At 62.6% G+C, this 22,169-nt stretch carries 18 protein-coding genes and 1 pseudogene; 5 read left to right on the plus strand and 14 right to left on the minus strand.

Annotated features, from left to right (window positions below):
- The first annotated feature begins 144 nt into the window (after positions 1 to 144).
- From GUY40_RS15435 to GUY40_RS15450, 4 genes and pseudogenes are all read left to right on the plus strand, one after another.
- Positions 145 to 3,606 (plus strand): response regulator, encoded by a 3,462-nt coding sequence (locus tag GUY40_RS15435; protein WP_166569782.1) that lies wholly within the window; start codon positions 145 to 147, stop codon positions 3,604 to 3,606.
- 11 nt (positions 3,607 to 3,617) lie between these two features.
- Complete coding sequence (locus GUY40_RS15440; RefSeq protein ID WP_166569783.1) at positions 3,618 to 4,439, plus strand: protein-glutamate O-methyltransferase CheR; 822 nt, start codon at positions 3,618 to 3,620, stop codon at positions 4,437 to 4,439.
- 36 nt (positions 4,440 to 4,475) lie between these two features.
- Positions 4,476 to 5,471, plus strand: a pseudogene (locus tag GUY40_RS15445) (ATP-binding protein); the annotation flags it as partial.
- A gap of 72 nt (positions 5,472 to 5,543) precedes the next feature.
- Entirely contained in the window at positions 5,544 to 5,921 is a 378-nt protein-coding gene (locus GUY40_RS15450) for a response regulator (protein ID WP_166569784.1), read from the plus strand.
- A gap of 130 nt (positions 5,922 to 6,051) precedes the next feature.
- Here GUY40_RS15450 and GUY40_RS15455 read toward each other — a convergent pair whose 3' ends face one another.
- The gene (locus GUY40_RS15455) at positions 6,052 to 6,750 is read right to left on the minus strand and encodes a glutathione binding-like protein (RefSeq protein ID WP_166569785.1); all 699 of its coding nucleotides are present in this window, start codon (positions 6,748 to 6,750) and stop codon (positions 6,052 to 6,054) included.
- 111 nt (positions 6,751 to 6,861) lie between these two features.
- Between GUY40_RS15455 and GUY40_RS15460 the strand changes: the two genes are divergently transcribed.
- Complete coding sequence (locus tag GUY40_RS15460) at positions 6,862 to 7,263, plus strand: OsmC family protein (protein WP_166569786.1); 402 nt, start codon at positions 6,862 to 6,864, stop codon at positions 7,261 to 7,263.
- Positions 7,264 to 7,481: 218 nt separating this feature from the next.
- On the opposite strand, the gene GUY40_RS15465 is transcribed toward GUY40_RS15460, so the two are convergent.
- From GUY40_RS15465 to GUY40_RS15525, 13 genes are all read right to left on the minus strand, one after another.
- Entirely contained in the window at positions 7,482 to 8,570 is a 1,089-nt protein-coding gene (locus tag GUY40_RS15465) for a mevalonate kinase (protein WP_166569787.1), read from the minus strand.
- Positions 8,563 to 8,811 carry a hypothetical protein gene (locus tag GUY40_RS15470; protein ID WP_166569788.1) on the minus strand — a complete coding sequence of 83 codons (249 nt, stop codon included), beginning with the start codon at positions 8,809 to 8,811 and terminating at the stop codon, positions 8,563 to 8,565. Before GUY40_RS15470 ends, GUY40_RS15465 begins: the two co-directional genes overlap by 8 nt.
- Positions 8,812 to 9,102: 291 nt before the next feature.
- Positions 9,103 to 9,900, minus strand: a complete 798-nt coding sequence (locus tag GUY40_RS15475; RefSeq protein WP_166569789.1) for a carbohydrate deacetylase — start codon at positions 9,898 to 9,900, stop codon at positions 9,103 to 9,105.
- Positions 9,872 to 11,056 (minus strand): GNAT family N-acetyltransferase, encoded by a 1,185-nt coding sequence (locus GUY40_RS15480; RefSeq protein ID WP_166569790.1) that lies wholly within the window; start codon positions 11,054 to 11,056, stop codon positions 9,872 to 9,874. The genes GUY40_RS15475 and GUY40_RS15480 overlap by 29 nt, the downstream gene beginning before the upstream one ends.
- A gap of 2 nt (positions 11,057 to 11,058) precedes the next feature.
- Positions 11,059 to 11,748 carry an N-acetyltransferase gene (locus GUY40_RS15485; protein WP_166569791.1) on the minus strand — a complete coding sequence of 230 codons (690 nt, stop codon included), beginning with the start codon at positions 11,746 to 11,748 and terminating at the stop codon, positions 11,059 to 11,061.
- A gap of 39 nt (positions 11,749 to 11,787) precedes the next feature.
- A complete protein-coding gene (locus tag GUY40_RS15490) occupies positions 11,788 to 13,716 on the minus strand; it encodes a hypothetical protein (RefSeq protein WP_178117837.1) in 1,929 nt (642 codons plus the stop codon).
- A complete protein-coding gene (locus GUY40_RS15495) occupies positions 13,713 to 15,017 on the minus strand; it encodes an oligosaccharide flippase family protein (protein WP_166569792.1) in 1,305 nt (434 codons plus the stop codon). The genes GUY40_RS15490 and GUY40_RS15495 overlap by 4 nt, the downstream gene beginning before the upstream one ends.
- Positions 15,014 to 16,015 (minus strand): polysaccharide deacetylase family protein, encoded by a 1,002-nt coding sequence (locus GUY40_RS15500; RefSeq protein WP_166569793.1) that lies wholly within the window; start codon positions 16,013 to 16,015, stop codon positions 15,014 to 15,016. The genes GUY40_RS15495 and GUY40_RS15500 overlap by 4 nt, the downstream gene beginning before the upstream one ends.
- 9 nt (positions 16,016 to 16,024) lie before the next feature.
- Positions 16,025 to 17,161 carry a glycosyltransferase gene (locus tag GUY40_RS15505; protein WP_166569794.1) on the minus strand — a complete coding sequence of 379 codons (1,137 nt, stop codon included), beginning with the start codon at positions 17,159 to 17,161 and terminating at the stop codon, positions 16,025 to 16,027.
- On the minus strand, positions 17,154 to 18,122 hold the full coding sequence (locus GUY40_RS28360) for a glycosyltransferase family 2 protein (RefSeq protein WP_166569795.1): 969 nt from the start codon (positions 18,120 to 18,122) through the stop codon (positions 17,154 to 17,156). Before GUY40_RS28360 ends, GUY40_RS15505 begins: the two co-directional genes overlap by 8 nt.
- Positions 18,119 to 19,492, minus strand: a complete 1,374-nt coding sequence (locus GUY40_RS15515; protein ID WP_166569796.1) for an O-antigen ligase — start codon at positions 19,490 to 19,492, stop codon at positions 18,119 to 18,121. Before GUY40_RS15515 ends, GUY40_RS28360 begins: the two co-directional genes overlap by 4 nt.
- Before the next feature lie 2 nt (positions 19,493 to 19,494).
- The gene (locus tag GUY40_RS15520) at positions 19,495 to 20,574 is read right to left on the minus strand and encodes a glycosyltransferase family 4 protein (protein ID WP_256675771.1); all 1,080 of its coding nucleotides are present in this window, start codon (positions 20,572 to 20,574) and stop codon (positions 19,495 to 19,497) included.
- Complete coding sequence (locus GUY40_RS15525; protein ID WP_166569797.1) at positions 20,571 to 22,163, minus strand: Wzz/FepE/Etk N-terminal domain-containing protein; 1,593 nt, start codon at positions 22,161 to 22,163, stop codon at positions 20,571 to 20,573. The genes GUY40_RS15520 and GUY40_RS15525 overlap by 4 nt, the downstream gene beginning before the upstream one ends.
- Positions 22,164 to 22,169 lie beyond the last annotated feature (6 nt).

The following is a 22,169-nucleotide window of genomic DNA, read 5'->3' on the forward strand; positions in this document are numbered from 1 at the left end:
AATGCAACCGTGCCGACTAGAAAGCCTAGTGAAGAAAGAAAAAGTTGTGTACGAAAAATCTGGTTGATAGGCCAGAAGAAATGTAACTAATACTCGAAGCAGCGGCACACTTCGCCCTTTGTCCACCGCAAATGGAATCTGCACATGAGCCAACCCGCCTCGATCGATGAGCAAAGCTTTCGCAAGCTGCTGAGCCGCAACGTGGCGTTGCCGCTGGGCGTCGGCTTGCTCAGTGCGGTGGTGTTCGTGGCCATCATCAGCTATCTGCTGACCGTGATTCAGTGGGTCGAGCACACCGATCGGGTGATCGGCAATGCCAACGAAGCGGTCAAGCTGTCGATTGATATGGAGACCGGCATGCGCGGCTACCTGATCACCGGCGACGAGCATTTTCTCGACCCCTATGAGGTGGCCAAACCGCGTATCACCGCCGAACTCAGCACCTTGAAGACGCTGGTGGACGACAACCCGCAGCAAGTCGACCGCCTGACCCGTCTAGAGGCGTTGATGACCGAGTGGAACGCCTTTGCCCGCGAAATGATCGAGATGCGCCGCAGCAATGGCGATTACCCGTCGGCCATAAAAGCGGGTCGCGGCAAACGCCTGACCGACGAGGTGCGCAGAGAATTCAGCGACTTCGTGGCCATCGAGCAGCAATTGCGCGTCAGCCGTAACGCCGACGTGACGCGAACGACTGTTCTGTCGATCATTTTATATATCGGTTTCATGGTGCTGATCAGCGGTTTGCTCGCCTGGTGCGGTCGCCGCGACCTGCTGGGATTGTCAGGCAGCCATTCGGCCAACCTCAAGGCCCAGATCGACGCCAGCGAACGCCTCAAGTACCAGGCCTGGCTTCGCACCGGCCAGACCGGGCTGGCCGAGCAGGTGCTGGGGCAACTGACCGTGCAGATGTTGGGACGCAATATCCTTCAGTACCTGGCCAAATACCTGGGCACCGTGGTGGCGGCGGTGTATGTGCGCGACGAGCACGGCGGTCTGCGCCGTGTCGCCAGCTATGGCTTCTCCAGCGAACATGAAACCCGGGAACAGTACTTGCAACAGGGCGAGGGCACGGTCGGCCAGGCGGTGCAGCAAGGGCAGGTCATGCGCCTGGACGACGTGCCACTGGACTACTTCAAAGTCAATTCCGGGCTCGGCGACGGTTCGCCACGCACCATCCTGGTGGTGCCGACCAGCAATGACGGGCAGATCAATGGGGTGGTCGAGTTAGGCTTCCTGCGCGCCGTCACGGACCGGGATGTGGAATTCCTGCAGCTGATCGCCGGCAATATCGGCACCTCGATCGAGGCTGCCCGCTACCGTCAGCGCTTGCAGGAAGTGCTGGCCGAAACCCAGCAGCTCAATGAGGAGCTGCAGGTCCAGCAAGAAGAGCTGAAAACCGCCAACGAAGAGCTCGAAGAGCAATCCCGTGTGCTCAAGGAATCCCAGGCGCACCTGGAAACCCAGCAGGCCGAGCTTGAGCAAACCAACGAGCAGCTGGCCGCGCAGCGTGATGCACTGGACCAAAAGAATGCCGAGCTCAACTGTGTCCAGATTCAGCTCCAGGAGCGGGCCGAAGAGTTGCAACGCTCCAGCAAGTACAAGTCTGAATTTCTCGCCAACATGTCCCACGAGCTGCGCACACCGCTCAACAGCTCGCTGATCCTGGCCAAGCTGCTGGCGGAAAACCCACAAGACAATCTCAGCGCCGAACAAGTGACGTTCGCCGAGTCGATTTACTCGGCCGGCAACGACTTGCTCAACCTGATCAACGATATTCTCGACATCGCCAAGGTCGAGGCCGGCAAGCTCGATGTGCGCCCGGAAAACACCCATGTCGGCCGCCTGGCCGAAGGCATGCGGGTGATGTTCGAGCCCCTGGCGGCGGACAAGCGCCTGACCTTCAGCGTGGTGGTCGAGCCGGACGCACCGGTGCAGCTGTTCACGGACCGCCAGCGAGTCGAGCAGATCATCAAGAACCTGCTGTCCAACGCCTTGAAGTTCACCGAGCGCGGCAGCGTCAGCCTGACCGTCGCTCGCCAGCCTGGCGAGGGCGTCGCCTTGCGCGTGCAAGACAGCGGCATCGGCATTGCCGACAACCAGCAGCAGCGCATTTTCGAAGCCTTCCATCAGGCCGATGGCACCACCAATCGTCGCTATGGCGGCACGGGGCTTGGGCTGTCGATCTCGCGCGACCTGGCCGGTTTGATCGGCGGCTCGATTACCGTCAGCAGCGTGCTGGGGCAGGGCAGCACCTTCACCCTGATTCTGCCTGAACGCTATGAAGCCACTGCCTTGCACAAGCAACCCATCCCGGCACCTGCGCCGGTGGTGACTGGGCCAAGGGTGGCGGTGTCGCCCCTGGCGACACCCATCAAGCCAGTCAGCTTTGCCGATGACCGCGGTCTGGCACCGTTCCAGCAGCGCTGCATCCTGGTGATCGAAGACGAGCCAAACTTTGCCCGCATCCTTTTCGATCTGGCGCATGAATTGGGCTACCACTGCCTGGTCGCGCAAGCGGCGGACGAAGGCTTCGACCTGGCCACCCGCTTTGTCCCCGATGCCATTCTGCTCGACATGCGCCTGCCGGATCATTCAGGCCTGACGGTATTGCAGCGGCTGAAGGGACTGGCCGGCACCCGGCACATTCCGGTGCATGTGATTTCGGTGGAAGACCGGGTGGAAGCGGCCATGCACATGGGCGCCGTTGGCTACGCGGTCAAGCCGACCACGCGTGAGCAGCTCAAGGATGTGTTTGCCCGCCTGCAAGCCAAGCTGACCCAGAAGCTCAAACGTATTCTGCTGGTCGAAGATGATGATCTGCAGCGTGACAGCATCGCCCGCCTGATCGGTGATGAAGACATCGAAATCACCGCCGTGGGCCTGGCCCATGAGGCGCTGGCGCTGCTGCGCGAGAACGTCTACGACTGCATGATCATCGACTTGAAACTGCCAGACATGCTCGGCAATGACTTGCTCAAGGCGATGTCCAGCGAAGACATCTGCTCGTTCCCGCCGGTCATCGTCTACACCGGCCGCAACCTGACCCGCGATGAAGAAGCCGAGCTGCTCAAGTATTCACGCTCGATCATCATCAAGGGTGCCCGCTCGCCCGAACGCCTGCTCGATGAAGTGACGTTGTTCCTGCACAAAATCGAATCGCAGTTGTCCCATGAAAGGCAGCGCATGCTCAAGACCGCGCGCAGCCGCGACAAGGTCTTCGAGGGGCGCAGGATTTTGCTGGTGGACGACGATGTACGGAATATTTTCGCCCTCACCAGTGCCCTGGAACACAAGGGTGCGGTGGTCGAGATCGGCCGTAACGGCCGCGAGGCGATTGAAAAGCTCAACAGCGTAGAGGATATCGACCTGGTATTGATGGATGTGATGATGCCGGAAATGGACGGCTTTGAAGCGACCCGGGAAATCCGTAAGGACTCGCGCTGGCGCAAACTGCCGATCATCGCCGTGACGGCTAAGGCCATGCGCGATGATCAGGAGCGCTGCCTGCAATCGGGCGCCAACGACTACCTGGCCAAGCCTATCGAACTGGATCGGCTGTTCTCGCTGATTCGCGTCTGGCTTCCGCAACTGGAGCGAATCTAGTGTCAGCGGGGATGACCACACCACCCAACACCGACATCGAAATCCGCTTGTTGATCGAGGCGATTTACCTCAAGTACAGCTACGATTTTCGGGATTACTCCGGCGCTTCCATCAAGCGCCGAATTCAGCATGCCCTGCGCCAGCTGGAGTGCAACACCATTTCGGCCTTGCAGGAGCGAGTGCTGCGTGACCCGACCCTGTTCATGCAATTGCTGCAGTACCTGACGATTCCGGTCAGCGAGATGTTCCGCGACCCTGAACACTTTCTGGCGATTCGCCGCGAAGTGGTGCCGCTGCTCAAGACTTATCCGTCGATCAAGGTCTGGGTGGCCGGATGCAGCACGGGGGAGGAGGTCTACTCGATGGCCATCCTGCTGCGCGAGGAAGGATTGCTGGAGCGCACCATTGTCTACGCGACCGATATCAACCCACGCTCGCTGGAAAAAGCCAAACAGGGGATCTACTCGCTGGAAAGCCTGCGCACCCACACCGAAAACTACCAGCGTGCAGGCGGCGCCGGGTCGCTCAGTGACTACTACACCGCCGCCTACGGCAATGCGATTTTCGATTCGAGCCTGCGCGATAACGTCACCTTCGCCGACCACAGCCTGGCGACTGACAGCGTATTCTCCGAGACCCAGCTGATTTCCTGCCGCAATGTGCTGATTTATTTCAACAAGAAGCTCCAGGACCGGGCATTCGGGCTGTTCCATGAGTCGTTGTGCCACCGTGGCTTCTTGATGCTGGGCAGCAAGGAAACCCTGGATTTTTCTGCCTACAGCCGCCGGTTCGAAGCGCTGATTCGCCAGGAAAGGATCTACCGTAAATCATGAACAGGTCTGAAGCGGTGGTGATCGGCGCCTCGGCCCGCCGAACTGATGCGCGGCACCGAGAAAACCAAAAACATCCCCATTGTGTTTGTGAGCGCCGCCGGGCGTGAATTGAACTATGCCTTCACCGGCTATGAAAGCGGCGCGGTGGATTTTCTGCAAAAGCCGCTGGACACCCATGCGGTCAAGAGCAAGGTCAATGTCTTCGTTGACCTGTACCAACAGCGCAAGGCGCTCAAGGAGCAACTGGAGGCCATCGAGAAAAGCCGGCAGGAACAAGAGGCCTTGCTCAAGCAGTTGAAGGTGACCCAGAACGAACTGGAGCACGCGGTGCGCATGCGCGACGACTTTATGTCGATCGTCTCCCATGAAGTGCGAACGCCTCTGAACGGGCTGATCCTGGAAACCCAGCTGCGCAAGTTGCACCTGGCCCGGGACAACGCCGATGCCTTCACCCTGGACAAAATGCGGGCGATGGTCGACCGCGACGAGCGGCAAATCAAAAGCCTGATCCGCTTGATCGAGGACATGCTCGATGTGTCGCGCATCCGCACCGGCAAGCTGTCGATCCGGCCCGGCGAATTTGACCTGGTGGCCTTGGTCGGGCGCTTGTTGGAGAACTTTGCACCGCAGGTCGCAGATGCAGGGTCGAGCCTGGATTTCAGCTCATCGGGGCCGGTGGTGGGTGTCTGGGATGAGTTCCGGATCGAACAAGTGATCGCCAATCTGCTGACCAATGCCCTGCGCTACGGCAGCAAGGCACCGATACAGGTGCGGGTGTATCGTGTCGACGGTCGCGCCTGCGTTGAAGTGCGCGACCACGGCATCGGTATCAGCGAAGTGAACCAGAAGCGGATTTTCCAACAGTTCGAACGCGTGTCTTCAAACCATGTCAGTGCCGGGTTGGGTTTGGGATTATTTATTTGCGAGCAAATCGTGGCGGCCCACAACGGCTCGGTCGAGGTGGAAAGTGCCGAGGGAGAGGGGGCGCTGTTCAGGGTTAACCTGCCGCTGTCGGAAGCTTGCGTAAGCTAGACGCATTTTCCAGGCAACCTCTGCGATCCGGCAGTGTCATATCAGGCAGTTGAGACAGACTGTAGGTTTTCCATGAGCGAAGATGCACAAGATGTGGTTCTGATCGTCGAAGACGAACCGGTGATCAGAATGGTGTTGGTCGAGTATTTGTCCGGCTTGGGTTATCGGGTGCTGGAGGCCGAAGATGGCGAACAGGCATTCGAGATTCTGGCGAGCAAGCCGCTGCTGGACTTGATGGTCACCGACTACCGGTTGCCCGGCGGGATTTCTGGCGTCCAGATCGCGGAACCTGCGGTGAAGATGCGCCCGGACCTTAAAGTGATTTTCATCAGCGGCTACCCACAGGAAATCCTTGAGTCCGGCAGCCCGATCGCGCGCAAGGCGCCGATCCTGACCAAGCCGTTTGACCTGGATACCTTGCACGCACAGATCAAGGCGTTGTTGGCTTAAAAATCGCCACAAAATCAGAGGTAGGAGCAGAGCTTGCTCGCGATGACGCCAACTCCAACGACACAGCTCTTGAGACCGCGTTGGTGTTATCGCGAGCAAGCTCTGCTCCTACAAGGGTCCGTGGTTATCTTCAGCGAATGGTTGAAGCATCCTGCCCAAACAACCACTTGCGCGACTCGTCGTCCACCACCGGCGCCGAGTTGATGCGTTCGGCCACCGCATAAGCGCGCTCGGTCCCCGGCCGGGCCCTGACCCGTTCAAACCAGCGTTTGAGGTGCGGGAAATCGTCCAGGTTCTGCTGCTGACGCTCGTACGGCACGATCCACGGGTAGCAGGCCATGTCGGCAATCGAATACTCGCCGGCAATGTATTCGCGCCCGTCGGCCAGGTGCTTGTTCAGCACACCGTACAGCCGGGAAGTTTCCTTGACATAGCGGTCCATGGCATAGGGAATCGGTTCAGGCGCATATTGGACGAAATGATGGTTCTGCCCGGCCATCGGCCCCAGCCCGCCCATCTGCCAGAACAGCCACTGCAAGGCTTCATTGCGCCCGCGCAGGTCGCTGGGGATGAAGCGGCCGGTCTTGTCGGCCAGGTACAACAGAATCGCCCCCGACTCGAACACCGGCACCGCCTTGCCATCGTCGATCGGCGCATGGTCGAGAATGGCCGGGATACGGTTGTTCGGCGCAATCTTCAAGAACTCAGGCGCAAATTGCTCACCCTTGCCAATGTTCACCGGCTTGATCCGGTAGGGCAGCCTCGCTTCCTCGAGGAACATCGTGATCTTGTGCCCGTTGGGGGTGGTCCAGTAGTACAGATCGATCATGGCAGTCTCCGTTATGCAGCCGGTCGCCATTGTGCGATGGCGCGCTGGCTGTTCGCAACGGGCTGTCTGCGCTATGGTCGGCTGCACATCACCCACAGGGAACGCGCATCGATGAGTGAATCAAATGTTCAGGCAACACTGGCACAGGTCCCATACCGGGTGACACTGACCGACGGCGTCCATGAATGGTTGGCTGACGTCAATCAAGAGCAGGGCGGCCAGGACAGCGGCCCAAGCCCGCACCAACTGCTGCTGTCGGCACTGGGTGGTTGCACCGCAATCACCATGTCGATGTACGCGCGGCGTAAAGAATGGCCGCTTGAGCATATTCATGTGGAACTGGCCATCCTCAAGGAGGAAGGCAAACCGGTTCACACCGAAATCGCCCGTAGCATTACCCTGACGGGCGAGCTCACCGGCGAGCAGCGTCAGCGTTTGCTGGACATTGCAAACGCTTGCCCGGTGCACAAGCTGTTGAGCGGCACTGTACAGATCGAGAGTCGCCTGGCCTGAGTCAAAAGTGAGCGGGGTTTAAAGCAGGTGCCTGGGCGTTGAGCGGCCAATGGCTTGCCGGGGCGAGCCGGCGAGCGCGGGAGTGGGCATTGGACAAAGCCTCCGAGCAATGACCGAGCTGCGGAACCGGAGCCGGCCAGGCGTGTCCAGCACGACAGTTGTGCATGATCCGGGTCAAGCCCCAGTGCAGCGCACGCCGCCGGTAAAGGAGTGCAGGCTCACAGGCAACCCTCGGGGCGGATGCGGACGCCGGGGGCGGTCAACTTCGTGTGCAACCGCCTCAAGCGGCGTAGCCCCCTGGGGAGGCGAAGCGGTATTTCTGGCCAATACACCAGCAGAGCCCCCGCACCGGTGCCGCTTAACGCCCCGGCCCCGGAGATTTTCGCGGCGCCGCCGGCCGACTCGATCTCCCGCACCACCTGACGTACGGCGTCAGGCACGATGCCCAACTGTTCCAGGTGACGCTGGGCTTCAGTGATGACCTCAAGCATCGCCTGGGGGCAGTGGGTTGGATCACTCAGCAGCCGATAAAAACGCAGCGTGTTGGATTCCATCTGCTCCAGCAGACTGGTTTTGAAGGCAGGGTCCGCTTCAAAACGCGCCGCAATGTCTGCCACCACGGCACCCGTCGACTCGTTGGGTGTGCCGGTGTGGTAAACGCTCATTCGCTGCAGGCAAGGCGTCGGGGCCATTTCCAACAACGAAATACAGCCACCGACGCTGGCAGCCTTGAACAAACCGCCAGACAGCACGCAACTATGATCGATACCCGAGGCCTGGCCATGCTGGCGGCGCTCGACGTCCAGCACGATGCTACGCAACGAGGGGACGGAAGGCTGCTGGTTGCACAGCGTCAAAAAAGCCGCCGCCGTGGCACTGGCCACCGCTGCCGAACTGCCCAGGCCAGCTCCCGGCGGGATCGCAGAGCCCACCTGCACACAGATACCGAATTTCGGCTTGATATCTCCCCAGCGCAGCGACTGGCCCAGCGCGATCTTGACCACATGGGCCGGGTCGCTGCCGCGCAGGCGGGCGTAATTGGCCGCAGAGGGTTGCTGCTGATATTCCCCCCAGCGTGCCTCGGCTGATTGGGTGTACCGCTCAATCTCGGCCCAACTGTTCTCAGCGTAAACACCCACCTCGGGGAGTATCAGCCGCACACCCGAATCCTGCTCCCGGCGCACCCGCACACGGCACTGCAGGCCGATGCTGGTCACCAGAGCCGGGCGCCCATAAACCACCGCATGTTCCCCCATCAGGATCAGCTTGCCGGGTGCACTGGCGATGACGGACTTTTGCTCACGCATGGAACCGCCCCAGGCGCTGATGAGCGCTCGCCAAGTCTCCTGAGGCCATCGCCGACAGCAACGACAGTTCGCCTGCGGTGGTCGCCAGCGGCGCATAGATCATCTCGTCCCGTTGCGTGCACTGGCGACTGTCCTGCGCGGCCTGGTTGAGGTTCAGGTCGGCGGGAAGATCATGCAGCGTGCGACGGTCATCGACGATCTCATCGCAACAGGCGTCGATCAGCTGAGCGGGGGTTGTCATGCGAACACTCCAGTGCCACAGGTTGCGTCACCTTAGGCAAGGGCACTGAAGTTGTCTGCTGTCAGAAATGACAGGTGGGGGAGAGCCGGGCTGCTGTGAGAGACTCTATGGTTGGAAGCAACCCCCACAGCTTTCAACACAAATGCTGAGAGGGGCTGTAGGAGCCGAGCTTGCTCGCGATAGTCGCTCCCTGGTCTTGCAGACAGACCGTGTCGCCTGCATCGCGGGCAAGCCTTGCTCCCACAGCCCCCGCTTAACACCGATGTGTCTGCAGAAATTGTGTATTACAGGTTAATCCATAACGCTGCTGGCCGTACCGCGCGGTGGTTTGCCGAGCACCTCGTAGCTGACTCTGGGCACTGCCTTCAGATGCACCTCCAGCAACCGCGCCAGCGATTCGCCGCGCGCAAGGTACGCATCGCCAAAGTCGATGCCGAGTCGGCTCGGGTGGGCGACCACTTCCACGACGCCGTCTCTGGGCAGGCGATTGTCACGCAGGTCGGCCGGGGTGCAGACGATGTCGGCGGTGGCGCCACCGGACAAGCGTCGCAGCCGTCGGTTGAGCAGGGTTTTGAACAGCCGCTTGGCCGGGCCGATGTTGCGCCCCAGGTTACGCGCCAGCCGCACCGCCACGCCTTGGCGTGCCGCGAAGCGGGCGACCACTTCACCGATGGGCCAGATGTTATGCACGTGTTGGTGTGAATCCAGGTGGCTGGGTCGCAAACCGTGGTCCAGGCAGCGCTGCCACTGCGCCTCCAGCTCCAGCAGCACGGCCTGGCGTGCCCGCGGGCTCAGGTGCAGGGCATGGCGGCGAAGGCTCAGGTCAAATTCACCGTCAGGGTTGCAGAACCGGGGTTCGGCCAGGATCGCGGTGCTCAATGGCCGACCGTAGGTCAGGTTGAAGTGCAGCCCGACACGGCCACGGATCGCCGGTTGCCTGGCCAACTCGCAGGCGCCGGCGAAGGCGGGCATGTTCGCCATGATCGTGGCAGAACTGATCAACCCGCATTGGAACGCCCGCAGAATCGTGGCGTTTTCCTGTTCACTGAGGCCGAAATCATCAGCGTTGACTATGACTTGGTACGGCATCCTGACCCTCTTGTGCAGTGGCAGTGGTGGTGGCCGGCGCGTGCGCCCTGGCCGCGGATTTGGCGCGCCAGTGCTGCAGGCGCGGCTTGAGCTGTTGCCAGGCGCGCAACGCCAGGCCCAGGCACACGCCGCTGAGGCGCCAGGAATAAAAACGTGAGCGGTAGTGTTCAATCTGTCCGGTCATGCGTTCGTGCAACTGGTGGCTGGAGTTTTCCAGGCGGACCCGTGAGGCGTCGACCCAGTCCCAGCCATCGTCCAGCCCCCAGCGAATCCATTCCTGCAGCAGTACCCGGCCGCTGCCCAGATCTGCATACCGAGGCAGGAACGCGAGGTTGTAATCGTAGACCCGGCCACGCTCGAACAGCCCGAGCCGGTAACTGATGCAGTGGCCGTCGAGTTCCAGCATCACGACCTTGACCCGGCCCTCGGCGGCGAGGCCGACCAGGGCGTCCTGCATCCATTGTTGACGCTGGCGGCCGGAGAAAATCCCGACACCTTCGTCGCCTTTCCAGCTTTGGGCCTCGACGGCCTGGATCGCCTGCAACAGCGGCAGCATCTCGCTGGCACCCGGCGTCAGCCGACGGATCCGAGCTCCGCAGGCGGCAATCCGTTTGTAGGCGCGGCGCAGTTTGTAGCGCGCATCCCCCGACACCTCCTGATGGTCCGCTTCAGAGAGCCTGTGCACCGGCACCCGGCAAGCCACCCGCCGCTCAACGGTCGAACTGCGCCGGGCCCACTGCGCCAACAGCCCGTCGGCGGCGCCTCCGGGCACTTCGTTGAACTGCAACAGGGCGTGGGGCACGTGCCGGCGAATCGCCTTGAGCACCTGTTGCGCGGCGGCTTCGTCGAGCTCGGCGAGCAAGGCAATACGGTCGCTCAAGGGAAAGCCCAGGTGATGCACGACCTTGACGTTCAGCCGGCCAACCCGTTGCCGGCTTGCCACCAACGGCAAGCACAGCCGAAGTTGCCCGGCCTCCCAGCCCAGAAGTACTTGCAGACGCTGATCGGCGTCGAGCGCGCGCTCGGCGCCGACCAGCCAGGGCAGGGCATTGAACGGCGTGGCCTGCACGCAACGCTCGCGCAAGCGCTCGTAGTCCGCGGCAGGGAAATCCGCCGCTTGCAGGGAATCGCGCCACTCCAGACGCAGCTCCGTCATCGTCAGGCCGCCGGAGCAGTAACGGTGGGCCGCTCTGGCTTGCGCAGCGCATCGAGCCGTGAGCCGCTGTAACGGGTCTCGCGGCTCAAGCGCCAGCGGCCGAACAGGCCATACACGTGCATGATCCGGCCTTGCTCCTTGTAGCCCATGCGCATGTGCAGCTTGAGCGCGGGAATGTTGTGGGTTTCACAGACATCCACCACCTTGTTGCAGCCCTTGTCGACCATGGTCTTCCACAAATCCAGCTGGACATCCACCGACAGCTTGGTGCCCCAATAGGGGCGCGTCATCTCACCGCCGAACTCGAAAAACTCGCCCTCGCGGACCGGGAACACACAGCCGTAATAGTGACGGTCATCGTAGTCACGCAGGCTGGCCCAGATGAAACTCACCACATCGCCCTGGTCATCCAGGTACATAAGGCCCGTGTGCCCCTGGGCCGCCAGCTCGCGCATGGTCTCGACCCGGTCGCCAAAATGGCGGGCGAAAGCATCGGCATTGCGCACGGTAATCAGCTCACGGCGCAGCGGCGGGTAGGGGCGCAACTTGTGTGGCGGGACCGGGGTGACCAGGTCGCGCTCCATCCACAGCAGTTCCCAGTGGAAGAACACATAGCGTTGGGTGAACGTCTTCAGGCTGGCCTTCAGGCCTTTTTGCCGGATGCGGTCTTTTATTTTCTGCAACATACTCATGATGCCTCCGATGTTACACAAGGTGAATCGACCGGCGCCTCAACTGGAACGCCAGGTCAGGGCAAACAGGGTCTGGCCTGGCACCTGGAAGCGCACCTGGCCTTGTTGACACTCAAACGGGGCTGGCCGGCTCTGATTATCGGCGCCGAAAAAAACCAGCTCTGCGCCCTGGAGCGGGCACAGTGAATCCTGCGCTTGCAGACTGATCTGCTGCAGGCGCGGCCCCTTGTTGACGCCGAGCAGGCTGCGGCGTTGTTGGCCGGCCATGGCCAGGGCGTCCACTTCAAACGCGTCGTTGTCCAGGGCCAATACCGTGCCCAGCCAGTGACGCTGGATAAATTGCTGGGCCAGGCCCACGGGCTTGAGCTCGAAATGGTTTTCATCGAGCACCCGAATCATGCCCTTTGGCCACTCGGGCTCATCAGCGGCGTGGAACCAGTTGAGCATCGACAGCAGGCCGTCGCTTGCGGCATTGATCACCACCGAAGCCCACCACAGGGCAGTGAAATGGCTGTCCTGTTCATAGAGGCTCAGGTTTGAACCGCTGGAGAGGTTGGTCTGGTCCAGCAACAAGGCCTTGCGTGGCCGGCCCTGATCATCCAGCCCGACCAGCTCGGCGGCCTGGCGCACGCTGTCGCGGTAGGTGCGGGTGGCCAGCAGGTCGCGGATCATCCATTCATGCCAGGCCAGTGCATCGATCCGCTCGCCCGACTCGTTCAGCAGCCGCCGCGCCCAGTCGAGCCCGCGCCGGTCGCCGGCATTGCTGTGGAAAGGCCCGTTGATCAGCCGCGAGCTGGCCGGCATGGCGATCCGCACCCCGGCCGCATGGGCGCCCGGGGTCGCTTTCACGCGGGCGGCCATGGCGTCGAAAAAGCGTTTGTAGGCGCCGTAATCGCCGTAGTTGAGGTTCGGTTCGTCGGCAAAGGCGATGTAGTGCAAGCCTTTGCCACCCAAGGCTTGCGTGGCGGCCAGCCAGGCCTGCAGGCCAGCTTCGCTTTGGGCGTCGGCGGTGAGGTCGGCGCGCCGACCGGTGGCGGCCATCAGGGTGATGTCCTGCGTGATGCCGAAGCGGGTCTGATAGAGGTTTCGAAAGCCGTCTTCGTAGTGGCGATCGCGGGCCAGGATATCGGCCAGGGTGTAGTAGCCGGCGGCTTGCGGGCGCAGGGCGTCGAGCATCGCATAGCTCGAAGTGGGCGGCACGACATAGGGCAGGTTGATGCCCAGCGCCGGGGTCGGGCCAAGGGGCTTGCTGCCCAGGTTCAGCTGGGTCCGGCCGCTTTCCTGGTTGAGCGGCTTGAGCTGTTGCGGCTGCTGGGCAAACAGGTTGGCCGTGCCGTCGAGCCAGAACGCGGCCTTGCCGTCGCCGATCAAGCGCAGGCGCCAGGTTTGCTCAGTGGCGCTGACCGGCAAGGAAACCTGATCGAATTGCCAGTAGGCGGGGTAGGGTTTGAGTGCCAGCGCCAGGCTGCGCTTGTCGCCCAGGCGTTCGGCCTGCAAGGCGCGCACGCCACCATGGAACTTGCCGGCCAGGATCGCCTGCTCGTTTGGCCCGACCCGAAAATACAGTTCGATGCCATCACGAGTTTCTACGCTGAAATGCACCTTCACCGGCTCGAACTGCGCGCCGGTGCTGTCGTTGTGTTCCACTCGGTAGCGGCGAAAGCTATAGCCGGGAATCTCCAGCCGGTAGCTGGCAGCGCTCGCGGCCAGGGGCCAGTGCTGGCTGCCGCTGGTTTGCGCTGGGGCGATGGTGCGTTCTGCCTGCAGCCGGCCCTGGCCGTCGAGCAGGTAGAGGTGCTCAGTGTTGGCCTCGGCTTGCCAGGCCGGTGCCCAGCTGATGTTCAGGCTGTCGGCGCGCGACGCTTGCAGGTAGAGGCTGCCATCGCGGATGTCCGCCCAGCGCATGGGCGCCGCCGCGGCAGCGGTCAGCCAACAGGCGCCCAGCGCCAGCATGGCCCAGCGGCTCATGCGGGCCTCCGTTGCAGCATCTGGCGCAAGGGCGCCAGGTCACTGGGCAGGATCAGCAGGGTTTGCAAGACCGGCACGCCACTGAGTTGGCAATACAGGCGCAACAGCGCCACTGTGACCGCGAGGTACGCGATAGAGGACGCCGCCGCCGCGCCAACGATGCCATAGCGCGGAATCAGCACCAGGTTCAATGCCAGGTTCAGCAGTGCCCCCAGGCCCATCAGCAGTGACACCGCGCCGGGGCGGTCCTTGCCGAGCAGGTCCAGGCGCAGGATGCTGGCGTAGCACAGGCCGAACAGCCCCGGCAGTAATGCCAGCAGCGCCGGGTAAGCCGGTTGATAGGCGCTGCCGAACAGAATCACGATCAGCCATTCACCGATCAGTGCCATGCTCAGGCAGGCACAGAGCATCACCGTGGCCGTCAGGCGCAGGGCAAAGGGCGTCAGCCGCGCCATGTCCTTGTCTTGTTGCAGCAGGCGTTTCATCAGCGGCGTGGTGACCGCTTCGGGCACGATCAAGAGCAATTCCGCCGCGGCGCTGGCCATGGCGTAATGGCCCAGTGCGGTGCTGCCCAGCAGGGCACCGATAAACAGATAATCCGAGCGCAAAATCACTTGCTGGAACAAAAGGTCCGGATGGCTGCGGGCACTGTAGCGCAGCAGCTCCTTTTGCCCGGCGCGGTCCCAGCACAGGCCCAGGTCATGATTGCGCGCCAACCAGACCCAACCGGCAACCGCGACCAGGCTGATGCCCGCCAGCCAGCTGATCAGTGCCGCTTCCAGCGCGGCCGACTGCCACATCCAGAACAGGGCGAGAAACAGCAGCAGCGGTGCCAGTGATTCGATCAGGCGCAAGGTGTTGAAGGCGCCGACGTTGCCGGTGGCGTTGTGCAGGGTCAACAGGCCGCTCTTGAGCACGGTCAGGGGCACGGCCAACAGCAGTAACCAGGCCAGGAGCCCCAGTTGTATCGTCACATCCAGCGCGGTACCGAATTCGCGCATCAAGGCCACGCACAGCAGGGTCAGCAAGGCCGCCAGCAGGCAGCCATACACCAGCACCTGGCTGATCAGGACAGCCATGGGCTTGTGCTTGGCCGCCTGATAGCCCACCGCCGCGTTCAAGCCACCGCTGGTGGCCGCGCTGAGCAGGTCGGGGAGGGTGCTGAGCAAGGCGAACAGGCCGCGCTCGCTGGGCCCCAGAATGCGCGCCAGCAGCACGTTGCGCAGCAGGCGCAGAAAGATCATGGCCAGGCGCGTACCCATGCTCAGCAGCAAATGCCGCAAATAGTGGCTGCGACTCATGTGCGGCCCCCGCGACTGATGCGCCAGGCCAGCAGCGACGGCCGGCTGGCATTGCGCTGGCTGACGCCGATGCGAGGCAGCGCCAGCGGGTTGTCGTTGTCATGGCAAATGCCCGCGCGGGTGCTCAAGGCATAAGGGTAATGGTGTGCCGCCAGGTGCTTGCGAACCCGTTGGTCGTGGTCACCGTTGGGGTAGCAGTACACCGGCAGCGGGCTTCGGCAGCCGTTTTGCAAGGCGGCATGGCTGCGGCTCAGCTCTTCGTCCAGCTTGCGGTCGTCCAGGCCGGTCAGAATGGTGTGGCTGGCGCCGTGGGGGCCGAAGGTGATCAGGCCGGAATCTTCCAGGCTGCGCACCTGCTCCCAGTCCATCGCTTGCGGCAGGGATTCGGTCGGGCAACTGTCGATCAGCGCGCGCAAGGCGATCGGTGCGAGGGTTTTCAGGCTTTGCAGATAATTCGCCAGCGCCAGGCTGCGACGGGCTTCGCTCGCGCCCATGAAAAAACCCGACGGCAACGGCCGACCGATTTGCCGGACCTGCTCCATCAGTTTCAAACGTGCCTGCGGGCCGTAGGTGCCCCAGAGCGTTTCGCCCAGGCTTTCCCACCAGAAGCGTTGGCGACTGCCGATAAAGTCGGTGGACAGAAAGATGCTCGCCGGCACCTTGTGCTGTTGCAGCAAAGGGAAGGCGTTAAGGGCGTTGTCCCGCCAGCCATCGTCGAAGGTCAGCGCCACCCTGGGGCGCGCGCTGGCTTGCGATGGCTCAAGCAGTTCCATCAGCGGCACGCAGTCAAAATGCAGCTGCAGCCAGTTCAACAGGCGAGCGAAGGCCTGCGGCCCGACGCACAGTTCATTGCGATGGGGCAGGGCGGCACTGTCATCATCGGCCAGCACCCGGTGCAGCATCAGGATCATCCCGGCACCCATCAGGCGCCTGCGCCCGAGCGGTGTATTGAGGTAAAGCCAGCCACTGGTGCGCTTGAACATTTGCTTGATTGGCATGGCAGGCACTCAACGATTCTGGTCAGGGTTCCACTGGCTGTAGTGCTGGCCGCGCAAAAACTGCCACAGCCCGACACTCATGCCCGCCAGGGTCACCAGCACAAAGGCCGCCAGGCGAAACGGCTTCGGCAAGCGATGGCGCACATCCAGCAGCCCGCCTATGGCAATGCTGTAGGCCAACAGCTGGGCGGCCAGGGTGAAACGGTAAAAACCGTGCACGTCCCACAGCCACAGGTTGCTCAACAACAGCGGCATCAGCAGCACCGGCGCCAGTCGGCGGATCAGTTTGTGGCTGATCAATGCCAGTGCGTACAGGCCGTGGCGCAATGGATTGAGCAGGGTCCGGCGTTGTGCCAGGCTTTGCAAGCCGCCGACGGTGACCCGCTGGCGACGCCGGAACTGTTTGTCGGCCTCATCCACACCTTGGTCGAGCACCCGCGCCGATTCGACATAGACGATGCGTTTGCCGGCCATTGGCGCGCAGGTGCTGACAAAAAAGTCATCGTTGACCTGGGCCGGGATCGGCTCGAACAGCTCGCGGCGCAGCGCCAGCAGCGCGCCGTCGGCCGAGACCATGCAGCCGGTGCGGTTTTCCAGGCGGCGCAGCCAGCCTTCGTAATGCCGGTACAGGCTGTCACCCAGGCTCAGGCCCTTGCCCGGCGCCGGGATCACCATATGCCCGGCGGTGGCGCCCACGGCGGGATCACTGAGCGGCTCCAACAGACGGCGCAGGGTGTCGATCGCCCACTGGTTGTCGGCGTCGGTGAACACCAGGATTTCCCCCTCGCATTGAGCGACCGCGGCGTTCAGGGCCGCGGCCTTGCCCTGGCGGGGCAGGTCAAGGATGCGAATCCGCGAATCGTTGACCGTGCGGGCCCGGGCCACCGTGTTGTCGCTGGAGCCATCGCTGGCGAGGATGATTTGCAAGGTGCGGGCGGCATAGTCCTGGGCCAGCACGGTGCGCAGTTTGTCGACGATATGGCGCTCTTCGTTGTAGGCCGCAATCACCACGCTGACGGTCAATGGTGTGTTGCGCCGTGACGGCGGACGGGCAAAGAATGGCGTCGCCAGCAGCAGGGTCAGTGGGTAGCCCAGGTAGGCGTAGAAGGGCAGCAATAGGCAGAGCCAGAAAATTAATTCAGCCACGGGCGGGCCTCCTTGCGTTTTTTTGACACAGGTTGAGTACAAAGGCGGCACCGGCCAGGTGCAGACGGATCCAGTGCAGCCCCCACAGTTGCATGACGAACAAAAGGTCCCGGTGCTTGAAGCCCTGACGCAAGGCCAGGACCAGCGCGGGCAAGGCAGACAGCAATGCAAACAGCAGCGTGATCTCAAGGTCATCGGTGAACAGCGCCACCAGTGCAATCAGGTCCAACAACCAGACAGCCATGGCGAACAAGGGAAAGCGCAGCAGCCGCAGGCTCGCGCCATGGTCGCGCAGCAGTTGCATATGGCTGCCCTGGCGCCACATCTCCTTGCCCAGCCATTCGCCCCAGCTGCCTTCGTAGCCCCAGTGCAAGGCAATCGGCTGGCTGACCATCATCAGTCGCGCACCGGCATCGGCCAGGCGCATGGTCAGCTCCTTGTCTTCTCCGGTACGCAGGGTCGGGTGAAAACCGCCGACCTGTTCGAACCAGCTTTTGCGCATCAGTAGATTGGCGGTCGGTAGCCACTTCGCCCGGTGCGTGGCGGGCTTGTCGGGGTGGGTGTGACGGCGCTGCCAGGCCTGGGCGAACCAGGGCGCTTCAGTGGGTGCCAGGCACTCGAGGGCCAGCACATCGGCGTGGCCACGGGCTTCGACGTCGAGCAGCAGGCTGAACCCGTTTTTCGGCATCTCCATGTCGGCGTCGATAAAGGCCAGCCAGGTGCCGCTGGCTACGGCGGCGCCGCGGTTGCGCAAGGCGCCGATCACCAGCCCCGGCAGTACCAGCACCTGGGCGCCGAGCTCGCGGGCAATCTGCGGGCCCTGATCGGAGGAGCCGTTGTCGGCGATGATCACCTCGCAGTCCAGATTCGCTGCCTGGGCCGCCTGGCGTACAGCGCGCAAAGTGCGGGCAATATGCCGGGCTTCATTGAACATTGGGATGACCACGCTGATCTGGCTCATGCTCGCGCCTCCACGCTCAGGCGGCGTTCGGCTTCGACGCGGATCACGCTGGACATGGCCAGCAGGACCCAGACGTATTTCTGGTTGGGCACGCTGAGGAACATCAAGAACAACGCCATGGCGAGCACGCTCATGCCCAGGTGAGTGACCACGTCGGCGTGCGCCCAGGCCTCTTGTTGCAAGCAGGCGCGGCGAGCGCGGGCCATGTTGTAGAGGCTCATGGCGATCAGGCTGACGAACAGCAGACCACCCGGAATCCCGACCTCACTGAACAGTTCCAGGTACGTGTTGTGCGCGCGCCGGTACAGGTCAATGACCTTGTGGCTGTTGGAGGCGAATGCCTTTGAATAACCGGTGTTGGCATAGTGCAGCGGGAAGGTGCCGGGGCCTGTACCGAGCAGCGGGTTGTCCTCGATCATCTTCTTGCCGACCACGATGTACGAGGCGCGCCGGCCCAGGGAGTCATCCGCGTAGGCGTTGACCCCCGACTTGAGCACGCTCAGCGACGCGATCCGGTCGATGTAGCTGGCCGGCGTTACCGCCACCAGCAGCGGCAGGCCCAGTGCCAGGGCCAGCATCACAAAGCCCAGGTGGCGTGGTCGCACACGTTGCAAGCGCAGCCGGTAGTGGTACAGGCCAATGCCCAGGCTGATCAGCAGCACCACCAGCCCCGAGCGTGATTCGGTCTTGGTCATGCCCGCCAGCAACAGCACCGAGCAGCCCAGCCACAGCAGGCGTTGCACCGCGTTGGGGCTCTTGAGCAGCAACAGCAACGCCATCGGCACGGCAATGGCGATCATCATCGCAAACAGGTTGGCGTCTTTGAGCAGGCCCGAGGCCCGGCCCTGATCCTGGTAAGCGCTGGAGAACATCGCCATGGCGCAGGTCAGTGCGACGCTGAGGCTGACCAGCCGCAGGAACCAGGCCAGGTTCAGGTCACGCCCCAGCAGCAGGGTGATGACGAACATGATCAGGCCGATCAGCAGTTCGCGCAGGTGGCCGAGCGACAGTTCATGGTGTTCGCTGGCGATAAAACTCAGCAGATACAGCGCCAGAAAGCCCAGCAACGGCACCCACAGGTTGCTGCGCAAGCGCTCGGCCGGCAGTTGGCGCAAGGCCAGTTGCAGCGGCAGGATGAGCATCAACGAGGCGCCCAGCAGCTTGGCGCCGGTGACGCCGCTGTCTTTGAACAGGCCTTCCAGCGGCACCAGGGCGATGATGCAGAGCAAGGCCCAGGACGGTTTGCGGTAGATCACCAGCAGACCGACCAGGCCCAGCACCGCGCCGGGTGCCAGAAACGGCCAGGGGCTGGCCAACAACAGCAGGCAGGCCAGTGCCAGCGCACACACCAGTGATAGTGGAATAATCATGCTCAGGCTCCCTGTGCCGTCGTCATGTAAAGCTGCGACCAGCGCTCGGCGAGCACCGGCAAGTGGTAGCGGTCTTGCTGGGTATGACGGGCCCGCTCGGCGAGGGCGCGAGCAAGCCCCGGGTCGTCGATCAGGCGGTCAATGCAGGCGGCCAGTGCGGCGCTGTTGGCAGGTTCTGCCAGCAGGCCGTTGATGCCGTCCTCCAGTACATCGGGGATCCCGCCGACGGCGAACGACACCACCGGCACCCCGGCCTGCATGGCTTCAAGCATGATCATTGGCGTGCCTTCGGTCCGCGAGCTGATGACCAGCAGGTCCAGCTGCATCCACCAGTGGCGCATCTCGGTCTGGTAGCCGGGCAGTTGAATGTTGCTGCCCAGGCCCGCGTCGTCGATGCGGCTCTGCAGCACGTCGCGTTCCGGCCCGTCACCCAGCATTACGGCGTGCAAGTGTGAATGCTCCCGGGCCAGGGGAATCAGTGCATCGAGAAACAGGTCCGGGCCTTTCTCGCGGCTCAAGCGACCGACATAACCGACCAGGGTGCAGGGTTCGGCCTGGCGCTTGGGCATCTCGGCCGCCGGCGGCAGGCCATTGGGGATCACCTGCAGTTTGTCCGCCCGCACATGGGCCAGGCGGTGCAGCCGGGCGATGCTTTCCGCCACGCAGACAACCCGCCGCACCGACGGCGTGCGGCACAGCTGCAGGCTCAACCAAGTGTAAAAACGCTGCTTGGTACTGCGCGGGGTGAACCCGTGCTGGGTAATGACCAGCGGCAGGCGCAACAACGTCGCCGCCACCCAGCCAAACAGCAGGCCCTTGAAGTTGTGCGTGTTGATCAGGGGCCGCGCGGCCCGGCGGCCGCGCAGGTACTTGATCAGACTGCCCAGCCCCTCGCAACGCCGGGCGTTCACCCCGGCGGCACGAAAGCGTTCAACCAGTTGCACCGGGGCATCGAGAAACACCACTTCATGCTCGCCAGCGGTGGCGAGGCAGTGGTCGAGCAGCATCCGCTCGGCCCCATAAAAGCCACCGCTGCTGAGCAGGTGCACGATCGGCAGCGGCGCGGGTTGTGGCGCGTTCAATTGCGCACCCAGTGCCAGAGTTTCGGCAACGCGCCCTGTTGCACGTCAGCCGCCGGGGCACCGCTGTTCTGCTCGTTGATCACCAGCAGCACAGGCAAGCCCAGTTGATGGGTGAGTTGGGCCGGGTGTTTGAAGCGGTGGTCGAAGAACTCACGCACGTACACCAGTGCCACGCCCAGCAGCAGACCGGTCAGCAAACCGAACGGAATGATCAGCAGCGGCCGCGGGAAGGCCGCCTCGGTGGGCTCGTAGGGTGGGCTCAAGACCCGGGCGTTGGAGAGGTTGTCCAGCTGGTTCATGCTGCTGCGTTCTTCAAAGCGTTGGGTGTACAGACCGAATGCCGACGCCAGCGCGTTGAGCTCGGTGTCCAACTGGCCGACCTTGCTCTGGGTTTCCTGCAGCTGGCGGACGCGGTTCTTGTACTGGTCGATACGCTGGTTTTTCTGGTCGATCACGTTTTGCGTCACGGTCAGGTCGTTGGTACGCTCGCGGATGCGGTTTTCGACGATTTTCAGGAACTGCCCGCGGGTCAAGGCGATCTGTTCACGCTGCGCGCGCATGGGCTCGCTGGACGCCATGAACACGCTCGAGTCGCTGATGTAAGCCCCGACCTGCTGGGTCAGACGCTCACCCAGGACCTTGATCTCCCGGTCCTCGAATGCCACGTTGTCAACGGTGGTGGTAAAGGTGAACGGGAAGGGGTCGAGCGAGGCGCTGGCTTTCTTCGCCGCCGCCAGCGCGCTCTGCAGGTAGCTGAGCCACTGCTTGTTTTGCAGCTGGCGGTCGTGGTACAGGTTCAGCGCTTGCTCTTCGGTGTTGATCGCGTTCAGGCGGAAGGTGATTTCCTCCTTCGGATCAGCCGTCTTGACCCTTTCGAGCATGCTCTGGCGCTTGCCTTCAAGGCCATCCAGGCGGGCCTGGTACTGGGCTTTTTTCTGCTCGTAAAAGGCTTGTGGCAGGTCGTTGGATTGCAAGTCCTGACGGTTTTTCAGGTAGTTGTCCAACAGTTTGGCGACAAACACCGTGCCCTGGGCCGGGTCGCTGAAGCTGTAGGTGATCGAGATCACGTTGGAGCCTGGCAGGGTTTCGATCGTCAGGTCTTTTTGCGCCTGGGTGGTCAGATCATCAAGGGTGGTGTCGCGTACCGGGTCGATTTCAAGGCCCAGCAGTGCGCGTACCGGGTTGATCACCGACTCGCGCAGCGGGTTGATGACGTACTGGCGGAACGGGTCGACGATTAACCACTTGAAGACGCCTTCGGCGGGCGCGTACTGGCCTTCGTCGCGCAGCTGGCTGATGGTTTCGCGGATCAGCGTTGGCGAGCGCAGAATGTTGCTCTCGGTTTCCATGTCCGCCAGCGACGGCGGGATGAACTTGTCGGTTTCGGTGGTCAGCCCGCTCGCCGCATCGCTTTGCGAAAGCTTTTTCGATTGCACAATGACCTGTGCGGTGATGTCGAAGCTCTGCTTGAGTGCCAGCGGCAACAGCAGGGCGATGGCTGCAAAAATCAGGAACACACGCTTCACCAACTGGCGGTTGGCGAAGAAGATCCTGAAGAACTCATGTAAGTAGTTTTCCTTTGGATTCATGGCCGT

The sequence above is a fragment of the Pseudomonas sp. R5(2019) genome (genome assembly GCF_009905435.1).
Lineage (GTDB): Bacteria > Pseudomonadota > Gammaproteobacteria > Pseudomonadales > Pseudomonadaceae > Aquipseudomonas.